The organism is Nocardia sp. NPDC051787 (assembly GCF_040681325.1).
Classification (GTDB): domain Bacteria; phylum Actinomycetota; class Actinomycetes; order Mycobacteriales; family Mycobacteriaceae; genus Nocardia.
Genome location: NZ_JBFAYO010000005.1, coordinates 92,760 through 115,710, shown reverse-complemented (window position 1 = coordinate 115,710; position 22,951 = coordinate 92,760). Strand labels below are relative to the sequence as shown.

Here is a 22,951-nt window from a genome sequence, read left to right as displayed (position 1 = left end):
GTCTCACGCTGCGGCAAACCACCCGACACCGACTCACGCTGCGGCAGTCCGTTCGACGACGCGTCGCGTGGCGGAACACCGTTCGATCCCGGCTGCCGCTGCGGCAGACCGACGCTCGGCTGCGGCACGCCGGCGGCGCCCGGCTGCCGCTGCGGCAGTTCACCCGAGTTCGGCTCACGCTGCGGCAGACCTGCGCCTGCCTGCTCCGCCGGACCGCCCGGCTGACGCGGCGGCGGGCCGCCGGGACCGAGATTGCGCTTGGGCAGGTTGGCCGCGGCGAGCTTGCCGCGCTGGGGACCGCTCGCCGCTTGGCTCGGCGCGGAACGCAGGCTCGCGCTCGACTGCTGCCCGTCCGAATGTGAACCGGACGACATGGACGAACCCGGCTGCCGCTGTGGCAGACCGCCGGGACCGGCGGGCACCGGCGCGCTGGGCGGCGCGGCGGGGGCGGGGGCGGGGGACTCGGTGACCGGAATCGGGCCGCTCACCCCGGGATCCACGGTGACCATGACATTGCCCCCCGGAGTGCGCGTGACCGCCCGCATCTGCATGGACGATGGCGCCGACGGACGCTGTGGCTTGACGGCCTGCGGCGAGGGCTGCGGGGTGACGGGCTGCCCCGCGATCGGCTTACCCGCGACGATCAGTCCGACCGGCACGTGCACGGTCACGGTCACGCCTGGATCGCGAGCGGTGTCGAAGGTCGGGCGCAACCGCACAGTGAGGCCGTGCCGCTCGGCGAGCCTGCCGACCACGAACAGACCCATGTGGCGGGCCGTGTCGGGCCCTGGCTCGGCGGTCTGCTCCAGGCGACGGTTGATGTCGGCCATCTCCGCGGGCGGCATACCGATGCCGCGGTCGGCGACCTCGATGAGCAGGCCCTGGTCGTGCGCCTGCGCGAAGGTGAACTTGACGTCGGTCTCCGGCGGCGAGGCGCGCAGCGCGTTGTCCAGCAGCTCGGCGAACAGGTGCGCGAGGTCGGAGGCGGCCGGCTCTTTCAGCGAACCGCGCGGCGTGGCGCCGAGCTTCACGCGCTCGTAGTCCTCGACCTCGGAGATGGCGGCACGCAGGACGTCGGCGATCTCGACCGGAGCGGACTTGGCGCGGCGCTGCCTGGTACCCGCCAGAATGAGCAGGTTGTCGCCGTTGCGGCGCATACGAGCCGCGAGATGGTCCAGCCGGAACAGGTTTTCCAGCAGGCGCGGGTCCTTCTCGTCGTACTCCATCGCCTCGATGAGGGTGAGCTGATGGTCGACGAGCGACTTGGACCGCCGCGCCAGGGTCTCGAACATGTCGTTGACCTGCGAACGCATCTTCGCCTGCTCGCTCGCCAAACGCAGCGCCTGGCCGTGGATGTCGTCGACCGCGCGGGCGAGCTGACCGATCTCCTCGGTGCTGCGCACCGGCATCGGTTCCAGCGGGACGTCTTCCGGCGCGGCGCCCTGGCGGAGCTGGGCGACCTCCTGCGGCAGATCGCTCTCGGCCACGCGCAACGCGGCCAAGCGCAGCCGGTGCAGCGGGACGATCATCGAGCGGGCGACGAACACCGCGAGCAGGAGCGCGGCGAGGATGGTCGCGATGACGACCGCGGTGTAGGTCCACGCGTCGCGCTGGGCCGTGGACACCAGCGACTGCATCGCGGAGTCGATGTCCTTGGTCGCCTTGCCGACGACGTGCTCGTAGACCGCGAGGCTGTCGGTCAGCGACTGCTTCAGCTCACCGATCGGGAGCTGTCCCGCCTGGAGTTGCGGGCTGGTAGTCAGCGCGACCCTGGTGTCGATGCCCGCGCGCAGTTCCGCGATCGAAGTGTCTCCGTCGGAGAAGCGGTGCGCGAGCACGTTCAGCAACGCGCGCTCGGTGCTGGACGCAATCAAGAAACTCTGTATGCCGGCCTGCTGGTTGCGCAGCACTTCGGGGAAGGCCGCGACTAGGGTGACCAGAGCGGCACGGGTGTTGAGAGAGTCGACCAGGCGCAGTTTGGGCACGTCTACGGTGGTGCTACTGACCTGGCCGACCGTAGACTCGACGATGCTCACACTGTCATTGCGAACCCGGTCGATCAACGCGAGGGTGTCCGACGGCGGGCCGGTGGTGACCGCCTTGCCCTGTGCGCGGACGCCCTTGGCCTCGGTGAGCATGCTGTCGATGGCCTCGCGTGCGCCCGGCACGCTGTCGAGTCTGCCGACCGCCTTCTCGGCGTTGGCGATCGCCTTGTCCAGATCCGCGAGGTTCTGATCCGTCACCACGGACTGGCTGGTCCCCAGCGAGATCATCTGCGAGGCCGCGGTGGTCGCGGTCTGCGCGCTGAGGCCCGTGACCGCCGGAATGGCAGCCACGCTCTCGGCGATGTCGGCGAGACGGTTCGATTCCGCGAACTCCGACGAGATCCTGGACACGCCGAGCCCGACCGCGACCGCCAGCGGGACGGCGAGTACCGCCGTCACCTTCCAGCGCAGGTCCCAGTTGCCGAGCGCCCAGCGCTTACTGCCGGACCTAGCGGCGTCACGCATGTCCCACTCACTTTCCAAACTGGCCTCTACCGAGCACCATCAGCCGAGCCTCCACGATCGTGTGCATGGCTCGACAGGTGGAGCTGGCCGAGAACTGCGGCTGGCCGAGAAATTGCGTCCTACGACGGCCCAAATAAGTGACATCAGATTCTAACGGATCAATAACTTCTTGGGTGCCCCGGCGTGATGTCGTGATCATTGACCTGCCAGTTCCAGGCAAAACCAAAGGTCGCGGCACCCACCCGGGCGTCGCGTGAAGTCTGCCACAATCAACCAGATCTATCGAGGCGGGCATCGAGGCGAGGCTAGGGAGTCACGGGTTTGAACGTGCGGCACGAGTATCGACCGGCCTATCAGACCAGCTTGGTGGATCCCGCCGAGTTCTGGGCCGGCGCGGCCGAAGCGATCGACTGGGTGGTGCCACCGACCCAGATCGTCGACACCACCGCTCGCCCGGTGGCGAGATGGTTTCCCGACGCCCGACTCAACACCTCCTTCAACGCGCTCGACCGGCACGTGCATCCGACCACCCCCGAGGATGCCGGTCGGGCCGATCAGCCCGCATTAATATACGACTCCGCTATGACCGGCGCCAGCGCCGTTTACACCTACGCGGAGCTGCTCGCGGAGGTGTCCCGGTTCGCGGGAGCGATGCTGCGGCTCGGTGTCTCGGCGGGCGACCGCGTGGTGATCTACCTGCCGATGATCCCCGAGGCGGTGATCGCGATGCTGGCCTGCGCGCGCATCGGGGCGGTGCACTCGGTGGTGTTCGGCGGCTTCGCCGCGCCGGAGCTGGCCGCCCGTATCGATGACGCGGAGCCGGTGTTGATCATCACAGCGTCCGGCGGACTGGAGCCGAGCCGGAAGATCGAGTATCCGCCGATCGTGTTGCAGGCTCTGGATCTCGCCACCACCACCGCACCGCGCACCGTGATCGTCAAGCAGCGGTCGCAGTTCGAGACCATCCATTTCCCCCCACCGCAGCCCGCTACCGAGTACTTACCGAGCTCGACGGAAACCGTGGCCGCGCAGTGGCTCGACTGGGACGACGCCGTCCGCGACGCACCACCGGCCGACCCGGTACCGGTCGCGGCGACCGATCCGCTGTACATCCTCTACACCTCCGGCACCACCGGGAAGCCCAAAGGCGTGGTCCGGGACAACGGCGGCCACGCGGTGGCGCTGGCCTGGTCCATGCGCAACATCTACAACGTCGACGCGGGCCAGGTGATGTGGGCCGCATCCGATGTCGGCTGGGTGGTCGGCCACTCCTACATCGTCTACGCGCCGCTGCTGGTCGGGGCGACCACGCTGCTGTACGAAGGCAAGCCGGTCGGCACGCCGGACGCGGGCGCGTACTGGCGAGTGGTCGCCCGATACAAGGTCAACGTGCTGTTCACCGCCCCGACCGCGTTGCGCGCCATCCGCAAGGCCGACCCCGGCGCGGAGCTGGCCCACGCCTGGGACCTGTCCTCGCTGCGCGCGCTGTTCTGCGCGGGCGAACGTCTCGACCCGGCCACCTACACCTGGGCGGACGAGACCCTGCTCGCGGGCCGCTCCGACTGTCCCGTCGTCGATCACTGGTGGCAGACCGAGACCGGCTGGCCGATCTGCGCGAACCCGTTGGGCTTGCAGCAGCTGCCGATCAAGCCGGGCTCGGCCTCGGTGCCGGTGCCGGGCTATCGGCTGCGCGTGCTGGATTCCTCCGGTAACCCGGTGGCGGCCAACACCGAGGGCAATATCGTCATCGGATTACCGCTGCCGCCCGGGACGCTGACCGGACTATGGCGCGATGTCGCCCGCTACGAGCGCTCCTATCTGTCCGCCTATCCCGGCCACTACCTCACCGGAGACTCCGGCTACTTCGACGAGGACGGCTACCTGTATGTCCTCGGCCGCAGCGACGACGTGATCAACATGGCCGGACATCGGCTCTCCGCGGGCAGCATCGAGGCCGCCATCGCCGGTCACGACACGGTCGCCGAATGCGCCGTCATCGGCCTGCCCGACGAGCTCAAGGGGCACCGGCCGGTGGCCTACGTGGTGCTCAAGTCCGGTGTCGAGATCGATCCGCGGCGGCTGCGCGACGAACTGATCGAGCGGGTGCGCACCCAGGTCGGCGCGATCGCCACGCTGCACGACGTCATCATCGTGTCAGCGCTACCGAAAACCAGGTCCGGCAAGATCCTGCGCAAAACCATCCGGCAGATCACCTCCGGCGAGACGTTCGAGGTGCCGTCAACCATCGAGGATCCCGGAGTGCTCGAGGCGCTGGAGGAGCAGATCCGCGCGGCGCGTCCGGAGTGGCCGGGACCGGCGCCGGACAACACCGAAAATCCCGACAATGTGGTGGCCCCCTGACGGGGATCCCGTTGCGCCATCGTGATCGCACGGCCGGGCGCGCGTCCTCAGAGTTTCCACAGAGGACGTTCATCTCGATGCCAGACGTTCGAAATAGCCTCGAGACCGCACCGCAACCACTCGATGATCTGGAGGCAACACATATGAAGCGTTCCGTAGGCCGTCCCGCCGTCGCCGCGCTCGCCGCGGGCGGATTCGCCACGATCGCCGTGTTCCTGAGTCCCGCGATCGCGAGCGCGGGCCCGATGGAGCTCGCCGAGCCGCTGCTGACATCGAATTGCTCCTTTGCCCAGGTCGACGCCGCACTGCACGACAAGGCGCCGCAATTGGCCGCGATGCTCGACGCCAACCCGACCCAGAAGGCCGAGTTGCAGCGCAAATTCGATCAGCCGGTGCAGCAGCGGCGCGCCGAGTTGCAGCGTGCGATCGATGCGAACCCCGACGCAGTGCGCGAGGCGGAGACCGACCCGCGCACCGCACAGCTGCGCGACACCATCCGCACCGTGGCCGAGTCCTGCCACAACTACTGACCGGCCGCCGGCTACCAGCCGACAGACAGCTACTAGCCGACCGACTGATTTCGCGAGAACATGGGTAACTCACCGGGAACGCCCGAAACTCGGGCGGCACCCGACGCAGGACCTGAACGCAGATCCGCGCCACCTGACTTGTACGGCCCAAAGCCCCGGAGAGGCGGGGGAGCTGATGTGACGACATCCAGCCCGACTGTTCTGGTCGTCGACGACGACGAGGACGTGCTCGCGTCGGTCGAGCGCGGGCTGCGGCTGTCCGGTTTCCAGGTGCTGGTCGCCAGGGACGGTGCGCAGGCCCTGCGCGCAGTGAACGAACACGCGCCCGACGCCGTCGTGCTGGACATGAACATGCCGGTGCTCGACGGCGCGGGCGTGGTCACCGCGTTGCGCGCGATGGGTAACGAAGTGCCGATCTGCGTGCTCAGCGCTCGCGCGTCGGTGGACGATCGCATCTCCGGCTTGGAGTCCGGCGCTGACGATTATCTGGTCAAGCCGTTCGTGCTCAAGGAGCTGGTGGCGCGGATCAGGGCGCTGCTGCGCCGACGGTCCGACACACCTGCCCCGGCCACCCCCGGGGCGCTCACGGTGGTCGGGGCGATCACCGTCGGCCCGCTGGAGGTGGACGTCGACGGCTACCGCGCGTTGCTGCACGGCCGCGAGATCGAGCTCACCAAGCGGGAATTCGAGCTACTGTCCACCCTGGCCAGGAACGTCGGCGTGGTGCTGAGCCGAGAACGCCTGCTGGAACTGGTGTGGGGCTATGACTTCGCCGCCGATACCAATGTGGTGGACGTCTTCGTCGGCTACCTGCGCCGCAAGCTGGAAGTGGGTGACACACCCAGGCTGCTGCACACGATCCGCGGCGTCGGGTTCGTGCTGCGAGCGCCGAAATGAGCGCTGCCCCCGGCGCCCGCGCCGTGGACGCCTCCACCGCATCGCCGAAAACCCAACGGCGACGGTCGTTTTCGCTGCGCACCCGGGTCGCGGGCGCCGCGGCCGCCGGCGCGATCGTCATCGTCACGCTGATCAGCCTGATCAGCATCCGCGCCATCGAGCGCAACAACGTGCAACAGTCCGACCAGCAACTCGCCATCGCGGCGCGCATCGTGCTGATCGAGCCGCAGATCGCGGTCCGGTTCATCAGCCTGACCGGATTGAACAACGACATGGCGGTGACCGTCCGAGACAACGGCGACGTCGTCGCCAGTACGACCACCGAGCTGCCCGCGCTGCCGACCGGTTCACGCACCGTCACGGTGGGCGACACCCCGTACCGGATTCTCACCACGACGGAGAATCAGCCCGCGGGCCGGGTCGTGTCGCTCGGTATCCCCGCCGCGGGGGCGGCGGAAGCTACCGCGGAGCAGCAGCGATGGGTGCTCGGCGGCGCCCTGCTGTCCATCGCCGCCGCCGCGGGGCTCGGCTGGCTGCTCGCGGGGGCAGCGGTGCGCCCGATCGTCCGGCTCACCCGCCAGGTCGGCGCACGCAGCGCGTTTCCCGATCCGCGGGATGCGCAGCCGCCGGTCGAGGGCGCGGGCGTGCACGAGGCGGAGAAACTGGCCGACGCGGTCAACACCATGCTGCGCCGGGTGGATCAGGCGCAGGCGGAGACCGCCGCCGCGCTGGAGACCGCGCGCGACTTCGCCGCGGTGTCCGCCCATGAGTTGCGCACCCCGCTCACCGCGATGCGCACCGACCTGGAAGTGTTGCGCACCCTCGATCTCGACGAGGCGCAGCGCTCGGAGATCCTCGACGACCTGCAACGCAGCCAGGGCCGGGTGGAGACGACACTCGCGGCGCTGGAGCGGCTGGCCACCGGCGACCTGACCAACGAGCGCGACCACGTCGCCACCGACGTCGGCGACCTGTGCGACCAGGCCGCGCACGACGCCATGCGCCACTTCCCCGGGCTCACCGTGCGCATCGACTCCGACGCCGAACTGGTGACCCGCGGTCTGCCCGCCGGGCTGCGCTTGGCGGTGGACAACGCGCTGGCGAACTCGGTCAAGCACGGTGGAGCCACCGAGGCATTGGTCTGCGCGCACCGGGCGCCGGACGGCCACATCGTCATCAGCATCGACGACAACGGCCGCGGCATCCCGCCGGACGAGCGCCGAGCCGTCTTCGACCGCTTCTTCCGCGGCAGCGAGGCCAGTAAGGGCGGCTCCGGCCTCGGCCTCGCCCTGGTCGCCCAGCAAGCCCAGTTGCATGGTGGACGAGCCTATTTCGACGAGGGCACGCTCGGCGGCATCCGCCTGGTCCTGGACCTTCCGGATCGTGTTTGATGTGCAGCGCCCGCGGCGCCGCACATCCCCTTAGTCAACTCTCAGAGAAATCCCATGGGCCCGGCCATAACTCGTGTTTAGGGTCTGCGGACGTGATCGGAAAACGCGCCCGCTGGGCACTTCTCGCCGTTGCTCTCCTCGCCGCCGGAGGGCTCGGCGCCGGAATCGCCGCGTATACCGGGTCCGATCGGGCCCCGAGGGCAATCGCCCTGGTCAATGCCGATACCGGGCCGACCGGTGCGCGCGTCGTCAAGGCGTTGCAGGAGGCTGGTGGCTACGAGTGGTCCGCCACCGCGCCGGGCGAGGCGAGCGTCGAGGACTACGCCGCGGTCATCACCCTGCCCGCCGACCTCACCGAGTCCATCGGCACCCTCGCCGGAGCGCGGCCGAAGCGGGCCGAGGTCACCGTGGATACGCACCAGGACGCCGACGCCGACCTGGTGAACGGCGCGGTAACCGAGGTGACGCGCCGGATCGGCGCGGTCGGGGTGGACGCCGCGCTCACCGCCGTCGCGCAGGCCCGGTCGCAGATGTCGCAGGTGCAGTTCACCGCCCAACTGCTGGGCGCGGGCGTCGACGCGGCCGCAGCCGGCGCCGGCCAGTTCAGTTCCGGCGCGGATCAGCTGCTCGGCTTCCTCGATTTCGCCCGCCAGGGCTCGGCACAACTCACTTCGGCGATCGCGCTGCTGAACGCGACCGTGGACGGCGCCGCCGCGCAGGCGAACCAGCTTGCCGCGGCGCTGGATTCGACCGGCATCACGATCGCGCAGGTGGAACGGACGGCGAATACGGTGAGCGGCGGACTCGACCAGGTTCTGCCGCTGCTGCGCGCGTTGCCCTTCGCGAACGATCCGGCGCTGGCCGACATCATCGGAAAGCTGGAAGCGCTGCGCGGCGTGTCCGGCCAGGCGGGCGCGCAGCTCACCGGCCTCGGCTCGCTCGTCGGCGGCGCGGTGGACCCGAACACCGATCTCGGCACCCTGCTCCGCACCGTCGTCGACCGCCTGACCAGCGCGAGCGCCCAACTGTCCGAAGGCGCGAAGCTGGCCGAGGGCCTGCCGCAACTCGCCGAGCAGGGCGGCGCCCAACTGGTCGGCGCCATCGGCCAGCTCACCGGCGGCGTCGCCCAGTTGCAGAACATCGTCGACAACCTGAGCACCCAGACCGACAAGGCCGTCGCCGCCCTCCCGCAACGCACCGGCACCCAGCAATCCGCCCTGGCGCTGGCCCTCACCGACCCGGTCGAAATCGTCCGGAAGTGAGCGGAATACGACGATGGCTCGTGCTCCGCAGTGCGGAGCACGAGCCATGTCATCGCTCTACCATCGTGTGCAGCCCCGGATCGCATCTCCCCTCGTGCGCAGCCGGCACCCTTGCGTGGCCGAGCGGGAAGTCGCCGTCGCCGGCGCTGCACCCGCTCAGTTCGCGCTGAGCAGGTCGATCACGAAGACCAACGTCTTGCCCGACAGCTTGTGACCCGCACCGGCCGGGCCGTAGGCCAGCTCCGGCGGGATGGTCAGCTGACGGCGGCCGCCGACCTTCATGCCGGGAATGCCGTCCTGCCAGCCCTGGATCAGGCCGCGCAGCGGGAAGGTGATGGACTCGCCCCGGTTCCAGGACGAGTCGAACTCCTCACCGGATTCGAATTCGACACCCACGTAATGCACTTCGACGGTGCCACCGGGCACGGCTTCCTTGCCGTCGCCTTCGATGATGTCCTTGATCACCAGCTCGGTGGGCGCGGGCCCTTCTTGGAACTCGATCTCCGGTTTGGTCATTCGGGCTATCCCCTTCGATAGATAGTGTGGGAATTCGGTCAGCGGTTGGTGATTTCGCGGTAATCGCGGGCGCCGTAGCCGGTGTAGATCTGCCGGGGACGGCCGATCTTCAAAGGCTCGCTGTGCATTTCGCGCCAGTGCGCGATCCAGCCGGGGAGCCGGCCCATCGCGAACAGCACGGTGAACATGCGGGTCGGGAAACCCATCGCCTTGTAGATGACGCCGGTGTAGAAGTCGACGTTCGGGTACAGGCGCCGCTGGATGAAGTAGTCGTCGGTGAGGGCGGCCTCTTCCAGGGCCTGGGCGATCTCGAACAGTTCGTCGGCGCCGCCCAGCTTGCTGAGGATGGCGTCGGCGTGCTTCTTGGCGATCGAGGCGCGCGGGTCGTAGTTGCGGTAGACGCGGTGTCCGAAGCCCATGAGCTTCACCCCGTCTTCCTTGTTCTTGACCTTGCGGATGAACTCCTTGACGTTGCCGCCGCTGGCCTTGATGCCGTCGAGCATCTCCAGCACGGCCTGGTTGGCGCCGCCGTGCAACGGGCCCCACAGCGCGTTGATGCCGCCGGACACCGAGGTGAACAGGTTGGCATCGGACGAACCGACCAGGCGCACGGTCGAGGTGGAGCAGTTCTGCTCGTGGTCGGCGTGCAGGATGAGCAGCATGTCGAGGGCGGCGGCGACCTCGGGGTCGACCTCGTAGGGCTCGGCCGGGAAGCCGAAGGTCATCCGCAGGAAGTTCTCCACCAGGCTCAGCGAGTTGTCCGGGTAGAGGAAGGGCTGGCCGACCGACTTCTTGTACGAGTAGGCCGCGATGGTGGGCAGCTTGGCCAGTAATCGGATGGTGGATAGCTCGACCTGTTCGGGGTCGCGCGGGTCCAGCGAGTCCTGGTAGTAGGCCGACAGCGCGTTCACCGCCGAGGACAGCACCGGCATCGGGTGCGCGTTGCGCGGGAAGCCGTCGAAGAACCGCTTCAGGTCCTCGTGCAGCAGGGTGTGGCGGCGAATCCGGTTGGTGAAGTCGTCGAGCTGGGCCGCGGTGGGCAGCTCGCCGTAGATCAGCAGGTAGCTGACCTCGATGAAGGTGGACGCCGACGCGAGCTGGTCGATCGGGTAGCCGCGGTAGCGCAGGATGCCCGCCTCACCGTCGATGTAGGTGATGGCCGACTTGGTCGGGGCGGTGTTCATGAAGCCCGGGTCGTACGTCACGTACCCGGTGCTGGCCAGCAGCTTCCCCAGCTCGATCCCGTCGTTGCCCTCGGCGGCCTTGGCGACCGTCATCGGGAACTCCCCGCCGGGATAGGAAAGGACCGGCTTGGCGTCGTCGTCGACGTTGATGATGTTCTCAGCGGGCACGGAAGGATCCCTCTCAGGCTAGAACCACAGGCACCGGCGCGGTCGGCGCACGATGCGCTTGCCTCAACGCTAGCCGTTCACCGACGCGGACAATACCGGAGGGTAGTCCTGCCGCGGCTCACAAACACATCCCGGCGCGGTGAAGTTCCGCGGCCGCGCCGATACGCGGTTACCCGGCGTTAGCGGTGCACGTCAGACGGCTATTTCAGCAGGAGCGCGACGAACACGGTAACGCGTGAACGCCGGAAAGGCGATCGCCGCGATCACTACGCCCACCACCACGAGCACACCTCCTCCCCCGGCAGCCACGGCAGTACCCAGGCTCGCCGCCGCGAAACCGTGGGCAACATCACCGACGCGCGGGCCACCCGCGACAACCACGGTGAACACGCCTTGCAGCCGCCCGCGCAGGTCGTCGGTGGCGACGGTCTGCAGCATGGTGACCCGCAACGCGGCCGAGACCATGTCTACCGCACCGCCGAAGGCCGAGCAGGCCAGCGCGATCCACAGCCCGGCGCCGAGGCCGAGTCCGTGCCCGGTGAACCCGACGGCGACGCCGAATCCGACCATGGCCACGCCCCACAGCGCGATGCAGACCAGCACGGCGAGGCCCTGGCGGCGGATGCGCGGAATCCAGCCGGAGAACACGCCGCCGAGCACAGCGCCCGCCGACATCGAGGCGAACAGCAAACCGAGAGCGACGCCGCCGGTGGCCGGGTCACCGAAGGTCTCGTGCGCGATCTGCGGGAAGAGTGCCCGCGGCATGCCGAACACCATGGCGATCACGTCCACCGCGAACGACGCGAGCAGCACCCGCTGGGTCGCGAGGTACCCGAAACCCTCCAGCACCGTGCGGAACCCCGCGCGGCGCACCGTTCCGGTCGGCGGCAGGGCGGGCAGCCGCCAGACCGCCCAGAGCGTGGCCAGCAGCGCGATGGCGTCGATCAGGTAGAGCGTGGCGAGGCCGACGATCGGGATCAGCGCGCCCGCGAGCACCGGCCCCGCGATCGCGCCGAACTGCATCACCGTCATGTTCAGCGAATTGGCAGCGGCCAGTTGACCTTCCGGCAGCAGGCGCGGGATGGTCGCGCTGCGGGTCGGCTGGTTCACCGCGAAGAACGCCTGCTGCACCGCGAGCAGGCCGAGCACGATCCACACGTTGTCCATCCCGGCGGCCGCTTGCAGCCAGAAGGCGAGCGCGGTGAGCCCGGTGCCGGAATTGGTGATCAGCAATAGTTTGCGCCGGTCCAGCACGTCGGCGAGCGCGCCGCCCCACAGGCCGAACACGATCAGCGGCACCAGGCCGAACAACCCGGCCAGGCCGACGTAGCCGGAGCTGCCGGTGATCTGGAAGATCTGCTGCGGCACCGCGACGATGGACAGCTGCGCACCGATCATGGTGACGATGCCCGAGGTCCACAGGCGTCGGAAGTCCGGATGGCGCAACGGGGTTGTGTCGGCGAGCAGTTTCACCGGCGGCAGCGTATCCAGTCCACTTGCCGGGTTCGACGCGAGAATTCTCACGCGTGGGGTGAATACCTCAGGGTTGCAAGCGTTCCACCGTGGACGTGTCGTCCTCGATCCGCACCCGGATGCGGTTGTGCAGCCGGCCGCGGCGCCCCTGCCAGAACTCGACCTCGTCGGGATGGAGCAGGAATCCGCCCCAGTGCGGCGGCACCGGGATCTCGTCGACATCGGCGAATCGCGCGGTCGCCTCGGCCAGTGTGCGGTCCAGTTCGGCCCGCGAGCCGATCGGCTTGGACTGGCGTGACGCCCAGGCGCCCAGCTGTGAGTCCCGTGGCCGGGATCGCCAGTACGCCGCCGTGGTCTCGGTGGGCACCCGCTCCACCGTGCCGCGCAGGTGCACCTGCCTGCCCAGGGCGGGCCAGACAAAGGTGACCGCGGCGTACGGGACGGCGGCCAGCTGGGCGCCCTTGTCCGAGTCGTAGTTCGTGTAGAAGATCACACCGTCGGGCGAGAGCCCTTTACACAGCACGGTTCGCGCGACCGGCCGGGGTGTGCCGTCCACGACCGAGACCGTGGCCAGCACCATGGCGTTCGGTTCGGCGATGCCGACCGCGGTGGCCTGTTCGATCCAGTGCCGCAGCAGCGGCTCCCAACCGCCGGCCAGCCAGGTCTCGTCCAGGTCGACGTCCTCGTTGCCGCCGTGCGGCAGCCCGCCGTAGTCCACCCGCATGGCGGCGAGATCGGTGCTCGGCGCGAAGTCGGCGGCTTGCGGTCCGCGAGGTGAATTGTCCAGGTCACGCATGGGCCAGACGTTACTCCGGGGTAGCGAGGGTCTAAGGTTTTGGTGATCGGCATGTACTCGTCAAATCCGACATCTTCCCAGCGGCGAGAACGTGCGACCCAAGCGCAAGGAGAGTCGCAACATGACTACCAGCCCCGCGGTTTCCGGTGGGCAGGCCACCGTCCCCAGCGATTTCGTCAGTGGCCTGGAGGGCGTGGTTGCTTTCACCACCGATATCGCCGAACCCGACAAGGACGGCGGCGCGCTGCGCTACCGCGGCGTCGACATCGAAGACCTGGTGGAAAGCCAGGTGACCTTCGGTGACGTGTGGGCCCTGCTGGTGGACGGATCGTTCGGCCGGGGCCTGCCGCCGGCCGAGCCCTTCCCGCTGCCCGTGCACACCGGTGACGTGCGCGTCGACGTGCAGGCGGGCCTGGCCATGCTGGCGCCGATCTGGGGCTACCAGCCGCTGCTGGACATCGATGACGAGACCGCGCGGGAGAACCTGGCCCGCGCTTCGGTGATGGCGCTGTCCTACGTCGCGCAGTCCGCGCGCGGCATCTACCAGCCCGCCGTCCCGCAGAAGAAGATCGACGAATGCACCACGGTCACCGCGCGCTTCATGACCCGATGGAAGGGTGACCCCGACCCGCGCCACACCGAAGCCATTGACGCCTACTGGGTCTCCGCCGCCGAGCACGGCATGAACGCCTCCACCTTCACCGCCCGGGTGATCGCCTCGACCGGCGCCGACGTGGCGGCCTCACTGTCCGGCGCGATCGGCGCCATGTCCGGTCCGCTGCACGGCGGCGCGCCCGCGCGCGTGCTCCCGATGATCGAAGAGGTCGAGCGGACCGGCGACGCACGTGCGCTGGTGAAGGGCATTTTGGACCGCAAAGAGAAGCTGATGGGCTTCGGCCACCGGGTGTACCGGGCCGAGGACCCGCGCGCCCGGGTGCTGCGCGCCACCGCGAAGCGCTTGGCCGCCCCGCGCTACGAGGTCGCCGCCGCGCTGGAGCAGGCCGCGCTCGCGGAGCTGCGCGAGCGGCGTCCGGACCGCGCCATCGAGACCAACGTGGAGTTCTGGGCCGCGGTGATCCTGGACTTCGCCGAGGTGCCCGCGCACATGATGCCGGCCATGTTCACCTGTGGCCGCACCGCGGGCTGGTGCGCGCACATCCTGGAGCAGAAGCAACTGGGCAAGTTGGTCCGCCCGGCCGCCATCTACACCGGGCCCGGTCCACGCAAGCCCGAGGATGTCGCGGGCTGGGCGTCGGTCGCCCACAGGTAGCCGACAGCGCACGACGGCCACGAGCCGGAGGGGTCGGCGGAAGAGTCTGTCCCGCAGCCAGATCCGGCTCGACAAGCGCTGGATCGCTGCGAACCGGGCGCGGGCCGCGCAGATGGCCCGCTGTTCGAGTTGGCCGCTCTCGGTGATGCTTCACTCCTCGAGCGATGCGGCCCAGTCGACGGCGACGGTTTCGCCGCGGTCGACCTCGAAGAAGGCGACCTCCAGGTGCTGGCCGAGATCGACCAGACCGATGGCGGTCAGCGGCACCGGCTGGACCAGGCGGACCCGCCACGGCTCCGCCTCGTCCCAGGCGCGCAGTTCGAGCTCGAGGCGCAGCACGGGGTCGTCGCGGCCGGAGTAGTCGGCCGCGACCGGCGCGGCGGCGAGCACGGTGGCGGCGGCGCGGCGGCCGTCGGCGAGAATCTTCGCGATGCTCGCCCGTCCCGACTCCTCGATGTCTGGCACGTACAGCACCAGGCGCCCGCGGTCGCCCGGGTCCACCCGGCAGCACACGACGTCGCCGGGCTGCATCCATTCCAGGTCGGCTTCCGTCACCCGTTGGCGCACCCGGGTCTCGTAGGGGAACTCCCCATCCAGCTGTACCCGGACCCAGAACACATGGCCGGGTTCGGTGCGCCGCGGCCGCGCGCCGAGAACGGTCGCCGACCCGGGGTCCCCGCGAATCAGCAACTCCCGGCGCATGGAATCCGAGACCGTCGCGCCGCGCAGCCGGATATTTCGCATCCGCTCGCGCAGTCGCCACCCCGAGTTAGCCGACGGCATGCCCATGGGCGCCTACGTTAGCCGGAGTGTGGGCGACGTCACAGCGACACCACCGACTACCCTGTTCGCCATGACCTCTGCGTTTCCGACCATTCCCGACGATCTCAAGCCCGCCGACGGACGGTTCGGCTGCGGCCCCTCCAAGGTGCGCCCGGAGCAGCTGCAGACGCTGGTGAACGTCGGCGCCTCGGTGTTCGGAACCTCGCATCGGCAGAAGCCGGTCAAGGACGTGGTCGCGCGGGTGCGCTCGGGTCTGCGTGACCTGTTCGGCCTTCCGGACGGCTACGAGGTGGTGCTCGGCAACGGCGGCACCACCGCGTTCTGGGACGCCGCGGCGTTCGGCCTGGTCCGGGAGCGCTCGCTGCATCTGACCAACGGTGAGTTCAGCTCGAAGTTCGCCGCCGTGACCAAGGGCAACCCGTTCATCGGCGACCCGATCGTGGTCTCGGCCGAGCCGGGCAGCGCGCCAGAGCCGGTGTCGGACCCGTCGGCGGACCTGATCGGCTGGGCACACAACGAGACCTCCACCGGTGTCTCCATCCCGGTGCAGCGTCCGGCGGGTTCGGAGCACGCGTTGATCGCCATCGACGCCACCTCCGGCGCGGGCGGTCTGCCGGTGACCATCACCGACGCCGACGTCTACTACTTCGCACCGCAGAAATGCTTCGCCTCCGACGGCGGCCTGTGGGTGGCGCTGATGAGCCCCGCCGCGCTGGCCAGGGTCGAGGAGATCAAGGCGTCGGGCCGCTGGACACCCGATTTCCTGTCGCTGCCGATCGCGATCGACAACAGCACCAAGGACCAGACCTACAACACCCCGGCCCTTGGCACCTTGCTGCTGTTCGCCGATCAGATCGAGTGGCTGAATGCCAACGGCGGCTTGGACTGGGCGGTCAAGCGGACGCTGGACTCCTCGTCGCGGCTGTACTCCTGGGCCGAGTCGAGCGAGTACGCCACCCCGTATGTCACGAACCCGGCGCACCGCTCGCAGGTGGTCGGCACCATCGACTTCGCCGACTCGGTCGACGCGGCCGCGGTGGCGAAGGTGCTGCGCGCCAATGGCATCGTGGACACCGAGCCCTACCGCAAGCTGGGCCGCAACCAGCTGCGCATCGGCATGTTCCCGGCCATCGATCCGGACGACATCAGCCAGCTGACCCGTTCCATCGACTGGGTCGTGCAGAATCTCGGCTGACCGCCGCACATTTCGGCCCCACGGCCGCAACACGCCCGGGATCGACACGCCGAAAAATTATGCGCGGCGGGTCGAATAGAGCAGATTAGCGGGGCACGGGAGTCGCGCTGGCGATTTCCGTGCCGCGTGTCCTGCCCCATGAATCTCAGATGTGCACTACTGTTTCGAAAAGTGGGCGGTGTCGCGAGTCGACGCGATAAGGAGGTAACGGTGCGTGAACTTCGAGTGATCGGGGTGACGCCCGACTCCACGCACATCGTGTGTATCGACACCGAGTCCGGTCAGAAGTTCCGGCTTCCCGCCGACGACAAACTGCGAGCCGCCGCGCGCGGAGACCTTGCCCGATTCGGCCAGATTGAGATCGAAATGGAAGCAACTATGCGTCCCCGCGATATCCAGGCCCGTATTCGCGCAGGGGCCTCCGTGGAACAGGTCACCGAAGAATCCGGAATGCCGGCCAGCCGCGTCGAGCGGTTCGCCTATCCGGTTCTGCTCGAGCGGGCCCGTGCCGCCGAACTCGCCCAGAAAGCGCACCCCGTGCGTCCCGACGGCCCCGCCGTGGAAATGCTCATCGACGTGGTCACCGCCGCTTTCACCGCGCGCGGGCACAACATCGAGGGCGCCGAGTGGGACGCCTGGAAAGACGAGAAGGGGTACTGGGTCGCCCAACTGCAGTGGCAGAACGGGCGTTCCGAGATCGCCGCGCACTGGCGTTATCAGCCGGACGCGCACGGCGGCTCGGTGTCCCCGCTCGACGACCCGGCCTCCGATCTGATCGATCCGGACTTCGGCCGCGCGCTGCGCGGGCTGGCGACGATCCTGCCCGCCGAGCCGGAACCGGCCGCGGCACAGCCGGAGCCGGTGGCCGAACCCCGGCCTGCCCCGGCCACCCCGCCTGCGCGCCCGGCGAGCCGCCAGACCCAGCCAACCCTGGACGAGTACTACGAACCGCGCGCCGTCGCGGCCGGAGGCAGCTCCGCGGCGATCACCGCGGGCACCGCCACGACGCCCGCCGCGTCCAGCACCACGCCTTCCGCTGGCGGTAACACGGCGCCCGCCAACGGGGCCGCGGCGGCAACGACCTCCGGCGCGGCAACGACCTCCGGCGCTGCCGCGGACACCGCCCCGTCCGCACCCGCCGCTCCGACACCCGCCACCGAGGAGCCCGCGAAGCCCGCGGCCAAGACTCCCGCGAAGCCCAGCCGCAGCAAGCGCGGCAAGGCTCCGATGCCGTCCTGGGAGGACGTGCTGCTCGGAGTGCGCAGCTCCGGTCACTGAGTTGGGCACCCTGCTCCGTTCATAAGTCGGGGCTGCGGATTCGCTCTCACGTCGTGCGTCGAATGTGCGGCTTGGCAACGCGAAACGGCGGCGCGGTACGCCTGAAGACCCGGAGAGGCCGGGGAGCACCCAACGCAGGGCCTGAACGCATACCGCAACTCCGGTCACTGAGTTGGTCGCACGTGCGGGGAACAGTTCCGCCTAGGATCGTGGATACTGATTTCGCGAGCACATGGGTAACTCACCGGGAACGCCCAGAACCCGAGTGGCACCCCACGCAGGACCTGAACGCAAATCCCGCGTCCCTGACTTGTACGGCCTGAATACGCGGAGAGGCGGTACAGCCATGCTTTCGAAGGCTTCGTCGCTGTGGTATGTCGACGCACCCGATCCGTTGGCGGTCCTGCGCGCGAACCACGACCCGGACCCCGAAGCCGCACTGGCACTGGCGAAGCAACTGCACGACGACTGCGATGTACGGCCGATCATGGTCGGTACGCTCGCCGGTTGCGCGGGCCCGGAAGCCGGTCAGGTGTACATCGGTTGCTATCCCGGCGTCACCGTGCTGTGTTCGGCGCAGGCCGCGCGCATCCATCCGACCGAGATCCCGGAGTTGCTGGTGCGCCCGCTGGCCTCCGAACACACCTACCTGGTTTCCTTCGACGCGAAGCACGGCTGGGGCGCGTTCGCGCACTGGGAGCGTGGGGAACTCCGCAGGTCGTTCAGCTCGACCCGGGTGAACATCCTGGAGGACGAGGGACTTCCGCTGGTGTGGGAGCGGCCGTACTGGGCGGGCGAGCATCCGGTCCGGTGGCGCGCGGGCGAGTTGCCCGACCCGCAGACGCTGCCGTTCGATCCGCCCGACTTCGCCGACACCGCCAATAACGAATGGCTCGGCTTCCACTACCGCGCACCCGCCGCGTCCGGCGCGCTCGTGCCGGGTGATGTCCCCGTCTGCGGATTCACGCTCTACCCCAAGGGCCACGCGCCCGAGCCCGAGAGACGGGTCCCGGCCGACGGGGACGCGCATGCGGCGCAGCGCAAGCGGGGCCTGTTCGGCTGGCTGCGCGGGCACGACCGGGTCCTCTAGCGGGCCGGGCGCGTCCGGCTTCGCCCATCACGCAGCGAGCGCGCCGATCAGCAATATCGTCCATCCGAGCAGCACACCCGCCGCGACGCCGCCGACCACCCACCGGATCACCGGGGCGAAGCGCCACCGCCACGCGGTAGGCGCGGCGCCGCCCGCCGCGACCAGATTCACCACCACCGCGAGCACCGGGTGCACCTCGGCCAACGCGGCGCCGAAGGAGTACACCGCGACCGCCGACAGCAGCGCCACCATGGTCGCCACGGTGACCCCGGCGCCCCATGGCGTCGGGTCCTGGTAGGACGGGTACGCACGATACGGACCGGTCACGCGGTCCTCACCCGCTCGTAGAAGGCCATGGCCGCCGCGGTCGCGACATTGAGCGAGTCGGTGCCGGGCGACATCGGGATGCGCGCCCGGATGTCGGTGGCCCGCATGGCCTCCTCGGTCAGTCCCGGACCCTCGGCCCCGAGCAACAACGCCACCCGCTCCCCCGTCATCGCCGTCGCCAGATTTTCCGCCGCCGGATCAGGGGTGAGCGCGACGACCTGGAATCCCTTGCGCCGCAGTATATCCAGTCCACCCGGCCAATTGGGCACGGAAGCGAAGGGCACCCGCAGTACGTGACCCATCGACACCCGCACGGCACGGCGGTAGAGCGGGTCGGCACAGCGGTCGCCGAACAGGATCGCATCTGCTCCGAGTCCGGCCGCGTTGCGGAACATCGCGCCGAGGTTCTCATGATCGTTGACGCCTTCGAGCACCGCGACGGTCCGCACCTGCTCGATCACCTCGGTCACATCGAGTTCCACCGGACGCCGGGCGATGGCGAGCACGCCGCGATTGAGATGGAAGCCGACCACCTCGGCCATCACCTCGGCCGAGGTGCGGTAATACGGAGCATCGACCGCGACCAGGTCGTCGGCCAGTTCGGCGCGCCTGCGCTCCACACCGAGCAGCGCGATCGGGGTGAATCGTGAATCGAGCATCCGCTGGACGACCACGACGCCCTCGGCGATCACCAGTCCTTTGCGACCGGGCAGATCGGGTCTACGGTCGGCCGACTTGAGATCGCGGAAGTCATCGACCCTGGGGTCGGCGGGATCATCGATATCGATCACTTCGGCCACGGCTCCATCCTGCCGGGCGGCTCCCCCCGAGACCGAATCGACGGTCGCTCCGCGGTCGCCGGCGCCGAGGAAAATCCGATGCGGTCGCGTGCGGGAACGTGGGATCGTCGAGGCATGACCCCTCCGGGAATCACGATTCGCTCCGCCGTGGAGGACGACGCGCCCGCGATCATGACGCTGGTGGAGACCTCCTTCGGCACCCGCTACGACCCGGCGGAGCTGGACCGGATACCGCTGCTGTTTCCACAGCGGAACTCGATCGTCGCGGTGGCGGACGGACAGATCGTCGGGCACGTCCAGTCCACCACGCTGACGGTGACGGTGCCCGGCGAACGGACCGTGGAGGTGTGCGGCATCGCCGGTGTCGGTGTCGCGCCCACGCATCGGCGGCGCGGCATCCTCCGCGCCATGTACACCGAACAGCACCGGCGCGTCGAGGCGGCGGGCCTGCCGCTGACCATGTTCACTGCCAGCGAGGGCGGCATCTACGGTCGTTTCGGCTACGGCCCGGCGACGCGGGAGAACGCGGTGACCATCGCGCGCCGACTCGCCGAATTCCTGCCGTCGGCACCGGACCCGGGCGGGGTCACGCTGCGCGCGCCGCACGACATGCGCACCGCGGCGGAGACGATCTACGACCGCTGGCGCAGGTTGGTGCCGGGCGGGCAGGTGCGTCCGACCGCCAGCTGGGACATCCTGTTCGATGACCCGCAACGCTTTCGCGACGGCGGCAGCGACCTGTTCGCGCTGCTGCACGCCGACGGCTACACGCTCTATCGCTTCCACTCCGCCGATCTGGCGAGAACGGTCGAGGTCGTCGAGCTGCGCGCGGTCACCGCGGAGGCGCACGCGGCGCTGTGGCGGGCCCTGCTCGGACTGGATCTGGTTCAGCAGGTCGAGGCCGTGCTCACCGACCACGACCCGCTGCCCTACCTGCTCACCGATCCGCGACTCGTGCGCACGAAGGCCCGCTACGACGGACTATGGCTGCGCCTCATGGATATTCCCGCCGCACTGGCCGCGCGCGCGTACGCGGCCGACCTGGATGTGGTGCTGGAGGTGAGCGACCCCTTCCGTAACGCGGGTGGCACCTTCGCGCTGCGGGTGCGGGACGGACAGGCGGACTGCGAACCCACCGACCGTGCCGCCGACATCGAACTCGGCATCGACGTCCTCGGCAGCATGTACTTCGGCGCGTACCCCGCCCGGCTGTTCGCCGCCGCGAACCGGTTGCGGGCCAAGGATTCCGCCCACCTGCGCGCGTTCGAGGACGCGTTTCGCGCCGAGCGGGACGCGGTACTCGGTTGGTTCTTCTGACCTCGGCCCGCGTCCCGCCGCCGGGAAGGACAACGATGTCCGAATCGGCGCGGAGCTGGCATGCTGGTGTCATGAAGCCGATTCAGTTGGTTCTCAACATCCTGTGGCTCATCTTTGCCGGGTTCTGGCTGGCGCTGGGCTACATCGCGGCTGGGATCATCTGCTTCATCCTGATCATCACCATTCCCTTCGGGATCGCGTCCTTCCGGATCGCGGTCTACGTGCTGTGGCCGTTCGGCCGGACCACGGTGGAGAAGCCCGGCGCCGGCGCGGGCTCGCTGATCGGCAACATCATCTGGTTCATTGTTGCCGGATGGTGGCTGGCGCTCGGTCACCTACTGACGAGTATTCCGCTGTTCGTGTCGATCATCGGCATCCCGTTCGGTTGGGCGAACCTAAAATTGATACCGATTTCGCTGTTCCCGCTGGGCCGCGAAATCGTGGACAGCGATCAGCCCTTCGCGGCTCGATAAGGAGCGCGGCCGCTTCGGTCGGCCGACCTCGGCTCATTCTGCCTTGGCGTTCAGAATAGTGATCTATATCACAGGTTGTTAACGAAACGGCGTCCAAGTGCGAAAGTTAGCTAGAAGGTAACTGACTTGCCAGTGCCCCTGCGCCTCGATGCGGGCCGAGCCGACCTCACCAGGAGGGCTCCACCATGACCGACCGCCCAGCTCCACCGGCCGACCAGGACACCGCGCGACTCGCGCCGATCGCGGTGGCGCTCGGGCTGCTGCTGCTCGTTGCCGCGGGCACCCAGCTCACCCACCTGCCGAGGTGGTCCGACGACTACGGCGTGCTGGTCTACCCTGCGTTCGTCCTCTACCTGGCGAGCACGGCCCGGCTGCTGTGGTGGGGCACCAAGACCAGCGTCCGGCTCATCCGCACCGGACGCTGACCCGATGTCGCGGCGACAACCATGACGAATCTCGTTGCGGGCGTGACCGCTATTCCGATTCCGCGACGATCTGCTTCATGATCGCCACGGCGCGGCTGAGGACGACGAGCTGGTCCTCGGTGAGTGCTGACAGCTGTTCGGTCATCCACGCCTCGCGGGCGCTGGTTTCGTCGGCGATGAGCGCACGCCCCGACGGAGACAACGAGACGATGATCTGACGGCCATCGGTCGGATGCGGATTGCGCTCCACCAGGTCGAGATCGGTGAGCGACGCGATCACACGGGTCATCGACGGCGGCTGGACGCGCTCCTTCGCCGCCAGGGCCCCCGGCGTCATCGCACCCTCCCGCGCGAGCGTCGCGAGCGCCGAGAGCTGAGTCAGCGAGATCTGCGAGTCGGCACGACGTCCGCGCAGGTGTCGCGTCAGTCGAACGACCGCCAGCGACAGCTCACCAGCGAGGACGCGAAGATCCGATGGCGTTGTCACAGTGGCAAACGATACGCCGACCGCCGCACGGCGAGGCCGGTTCTCGCCGCTAGAGGGCCACCTCGCCGCTGCTCGGCGGCCTACGTCCGGCGGCACCCCCATTCCCCGGCCACCTCCGCTTTCGGCACAGCACGGTGCGAGAGTGCGGACCGACTGCGCCCATTAGGCTGGGTGCGTGACGCAGAATGTCCCGCAACTTCCACCGCGGCTGACCGATCCGCGCCCCGTGCTCGCGGTCGGCAGCGCGCTGTGGTTGCTCGCCACCGTGGTGGTGTGGGTGGGCGGCGGCCGGTGGGAGGCGGCGCGCCCGGTGTGTCTGATGGGACTCGTGGTCGGCGTGCTCGCCCTCGTCATCTACCTGGTCCAGCGCCGCGGGGCGCGACGCGGCGACAAGGGCGCGCAGACCGGTCTGTAGCCG

At 69.0% G+C, this 22,951-nt stretch carries 22 protein-coding genes; 13 read left to right on the top strand and 9 right to left on the bottom strand.

The window, feature by feature from the left end; translation table 11 throughout:
• On the bottom strand, positions 1 to 2,510 hold a 2,510-nt coding region (locus tag AB0M45_RS07285), incomplete at its 3' end, for a sensor histidine kinase (RefSeq protein WP_364323876.1).
• Positions 2,511 to 2,831: 321 nt separating this feature from the next.
• Here AB0M45_RS07285 and AB0M45_RS07280 point away from each other — a divergent pair.
• From AB0M45_RS07280 to AB0M45_RS07260, 5 genes are all read left to right on the top strand, one after another.
• On the top strand, positions 2,832 to 4,871 hold the full coding sequence (locus AB0M45_RS07280) for an AMP-binding protein (RefSeq protein WP_364323874.1): 2,040 nt from the start codon (positions 2,832 to 2,834) through the stop codon (positions 4,869 to 4,871).
• A gap of 143 nt (positions 4,872 to 5,014) precedes the next feature.
• The gene (locus AB0M45_RS07275; RefSeq protein WP_364323872.1) at positions 5,015 to 5,401 is read left to right on the top strand and encodes a hemophore-related protein; all 387 of its coding nucleotides are present in this window, start codon (positions 5,015 to 5,017) and stop codon (positions 5,399 to 5,401) included.
• A 177-nt stretch (positions 5,402 to 5,578) separates the two neighbouring features.
• The gene (locus AB0M45_RS07270) at positions 5,579 to 6,298 is read left to right on the top strand and encodes a response regulator transcription factor (RefSeq protein WP_364323870.1); all 720 of its coding nucleotides are present in this window, start codon (positions 5,579 to 5,581) and stop codon (positions 6,296 to 6,298) included.
• Positions 6,295 to 7,689: a HAMP domain-containing sensor histidine kinase gene (locus AB0M45_RS07265; RefSeq protein ID WP_364323868.1), complete on the top strand. Its 1,395-nt coding sequence runs from the start codon at positions 6,295 to 6,297 to the stop codon at positions 7,687 to 7,689. Before AB0M45_RS07270 ends, AB0M45_RS07265 begins: the two co-directional genes overlap by 4 nt.
• A 92-nt stretch (positions 7,690 to 7,781) precedes the next feature.
• Complete coding sequence (locus tag AB0M45_RS07260; RefSeq protein WP_364323866.1) at positions 7,782 to 8,951, top strand: hypothetical protein; 1,170 nt, start codon at positions 7,782 to 7,784, stop codon at positions 8,949 to 8,951.
• Between the two features lie 156 nt (positions 8,952 to 9,107).
• Here the strand turns inward: AB0M45_RS07260 and AB0M45_RS07255 are convergent, their stop codons facing one another.
• From AB0M45_RS07255 to pdxH, 4 genes are all read right to left on the bottom strand, one after another.
• Complete coding sequence (locus tag AB0M45_RS07255) at positions 9,108 to 9,467, bottom strand: FKBP-type peptidyl-prolyl cis-trans isomerase (RefSeq protein WP_357723463.1); 360 nt, start codon at positions 9,465 to 9,467, stop codon at positions 9,108 to 9,110.
• A 38-nt stretch (positions 9,468 to 9,505) separates the two neighbouring features.
• Positions 9,506 to 10,819 carry a citrate synthase gene (locus AB0M45_RS07250; RefSeq protein ID WP_364323863.1) on the bottom strand — a complete coding sequence of 438 codons (1,314 nt, stop codon included), beginning with the start codon at positions 10,817 to 10,819 and terminating at the stop codon, positions 9,506 to 9,508.
• A gap of 192 nt (positions 10,820 to 11,011) precedes the next feature.
• Positions 11,012 to 12,292: an MFS transporter gene (locus AB0M45_RS07245; RefSeq protein ID WP_364323861.1), complete on the bottom strand. Its 1,281-nt coding sequence runs from the start codon at positions 12,290 to 12,292 to the stop codon at positions 11,012 to 11,014.
• A 67-nt stretch (positions 12,293 to 12,359) separates the two neighbouring features.
• Complete coding sequence (gene pdxH, locus AB0M45_RS07240) at positions 12,360 to 13,088, bottom strand: pyridoxamine 5'-phosphate oxidase (RefSeq protein WP_364323859.1); 729 nt, start codon at positions 13,086 to 13,088, stop codon at positions 12,360 to 12,362.
• 121 nt (positions 13,089 to 13,209) lie between these two features.
• On the opposite strand from pdxH, the gene AB0M45_RS07235 reads away from it, so the two are divergent.
• The gene (locus AB0M45_RS07235; RefSeq protein ID WP_364323857.1) at positions 13,210 to 14,358 is read left to right on the top strand and encodes a citrate synthase 2; all 1,149 of its coding nucleotides are present in this window, start codon (positions 13,210 to 13,212) and stop codon (positions 14,356 to 14,358) included.
• Positions 14,359 to 14,508: 150 nt separating this feature from the next.
• Here the strand turns inward: AB0M45_RS07235 and AB0M45_RS07230 are convergent, their stop codons facing one another.
• Entirely contained in the window at positions 14,509 to 15,147 is a 639-nt protein-coding gene (locus AB0M45_RS07230; protein ID WP_364323855.1) for a hypothetical protein, read from the bottom strand.
• A 64-nt stretch (positions 15,148 to 15,211) separates the two neighbouring features.
• Here AB0M45_RS07230 and serC point away from each other — a divergent pair, with 64 nt between their 5' ends.
• The 3 genes from serC to AB0M45_RS07215 all read left to right on the top strand — a co-directional run bounded on the left by serC (position 15,212) and on the right by AB0M45_RS07215 (position 18,704).
• A complete protein-coding gene (gene serC, locus AB0M45_RS07225; RefSeq protein WP_364323853.1) occupies positions 15,212 to 16,336 on the top strand; it encodes a phosphoserine transaminase in 1,125 nt (374 codons plus the stop codon).
• A gap of 210 nt (positions 16,337 to 16,546) precedes the next feature.
• Positions 16,547 to 17,614, top strand: a complete 1,068-nt coding sequence (gene sepH / locus AB0M45_RS07220) for a septation protein SepH (RefSeq protein ID WP_364323851.1) — start codon at positions 16,547 to 16,549, stop codon at positions 17,612 to 17,614.
• Positions 17,615 to 17,960: 346 nt separating this feature from the next.
• A complete protein-coding gene (locus AB0M45_RS07215) occupies positions 17,961 to 18,704 on the top strand; it encodes a hypothetical protein (protein WP_364323849.1) in 744 nt (247 codons plus the stop codon).
• Between the two features lie 27 nt (positions 18,705 to 18,731).
• Here AB0M45_RS07215 and AB0M45_RS07210 read toward each other — a convergent pair whose 3' ends face one another.
• Together AB0M45_RS07210 and AB0M45_RS07205 are read right to left on the bottom strand one after the other, a co-directional pair.
• Positions 18,732 to 19,031 (bottom strand): DUF2537 domain-containing protein, encoded by a 300-nt coding sequence (locus tag AB0M45_RS07210; RefSeq protein ID WP_364323847.1) that lies wholly within the window; start codon positions 19,029 to 19,031, stop codon positions 18,732 to 18,734.
• The gene (locus AB0M45_RS07205; RefSeq protein ID WP_364323845.1) at positions 19,028 to 19,831 is read right to left on the bottom strand and encodes an RNA methyltransferase; all 804 of its coding nucleotides are present in this window, start codon (positions 19,829 to 19,831) and stop codon (positions 19,028 to 19,030) included. Before AB0M45_RS07205 ends, AB0M45_RS07210 begins: the two co-directional genes overlap by 4 nt.
• A gap of 114 nt (positions 19,832 to 19,945) precedes the next feature.
• Between AB0M45_RS07205 and AB0M45_RS07200 the strand changes: the two genes are divergently transcribed.
• The 3 genes from AB0M45_RS07200 to AB0M45_RS07190 all read left to right on the top strand — a co-directional run bounded on the left by AB0M45_RS07200 (position 19,946) and on the right by AB0M45_RS07190 (position 22,046).
• Entirely contained in the window at positions 19,946 to 21,148 is a 1,203-nt protein-coding gene (locus tag AB0M45_RS07200) for a GNAT family N-acetyltransferase (RefSeq protein ID WP_364323843.1), read from the top strand.
• 80 nt (positions 21,149 to 21,228) lie between these two features.
• A complete protein-coding gene (locus AB0M45_RS07195) occupies positions 21,229 to 21,621 on the top strand; it encodes a YccF domain-containing protein (protein ID WP_364324122.1) in 393 nt (130 codons plus the stop codon).
• A 185-nt stretch (positions 21,622 to 21,806) separates the two neighbouring features.
• On the top strand, positions 21,807 to 22,046 hold the full coding sequence (locus AB0M45_RS07190; RefSeq protein WP_364323841.1) for a hypothetical protein: 240 nt from the start codon (positions 21,807 to 21,809) through the stop codon (positions 22,044 to 22,046).
• Between the two features lie 49 nt (positions 22,047 to 22,095).
• Here the strand turns inward: AB0M45_RS07190 and AB0M45_RS07185 are convergent, their stop codons facing one another.
• Positions 22,096 to 22,533 carry a MarR family transcriptional regulator gene (locus AB0M45_RS07185; protein WP_364323839.1) on the bottom strand — a complete coding sequence of 146 codons (438 nt, stop codon included), beginning with the start codon at positions 22,531 to 22,533 and terminating at the stop codon, positions 22,096 to 22,098.
• 175 nt (positions 22,534 to 22,708) lie between these two features.
• On the opposite strand from AB0M45_RS07185, the gene AB0M45_RS07180 reads away from it, so the two are divergent.
• Positions 22,709 to 22,948 carry a DUF2530 domain-containing protein gene (locus AB0M45_RS07180; protein WP_364323837.1) on the top strand — a complete coding sequence of 80 codons (240 nt, stop codon included), beginning with the start codon at positions 22,709 to 22,711 and terminating at the stop codon, positions 22,946 to 22,948.
• Positions 22,949 to 22,951: the final 3 nt, after the last annotated feature.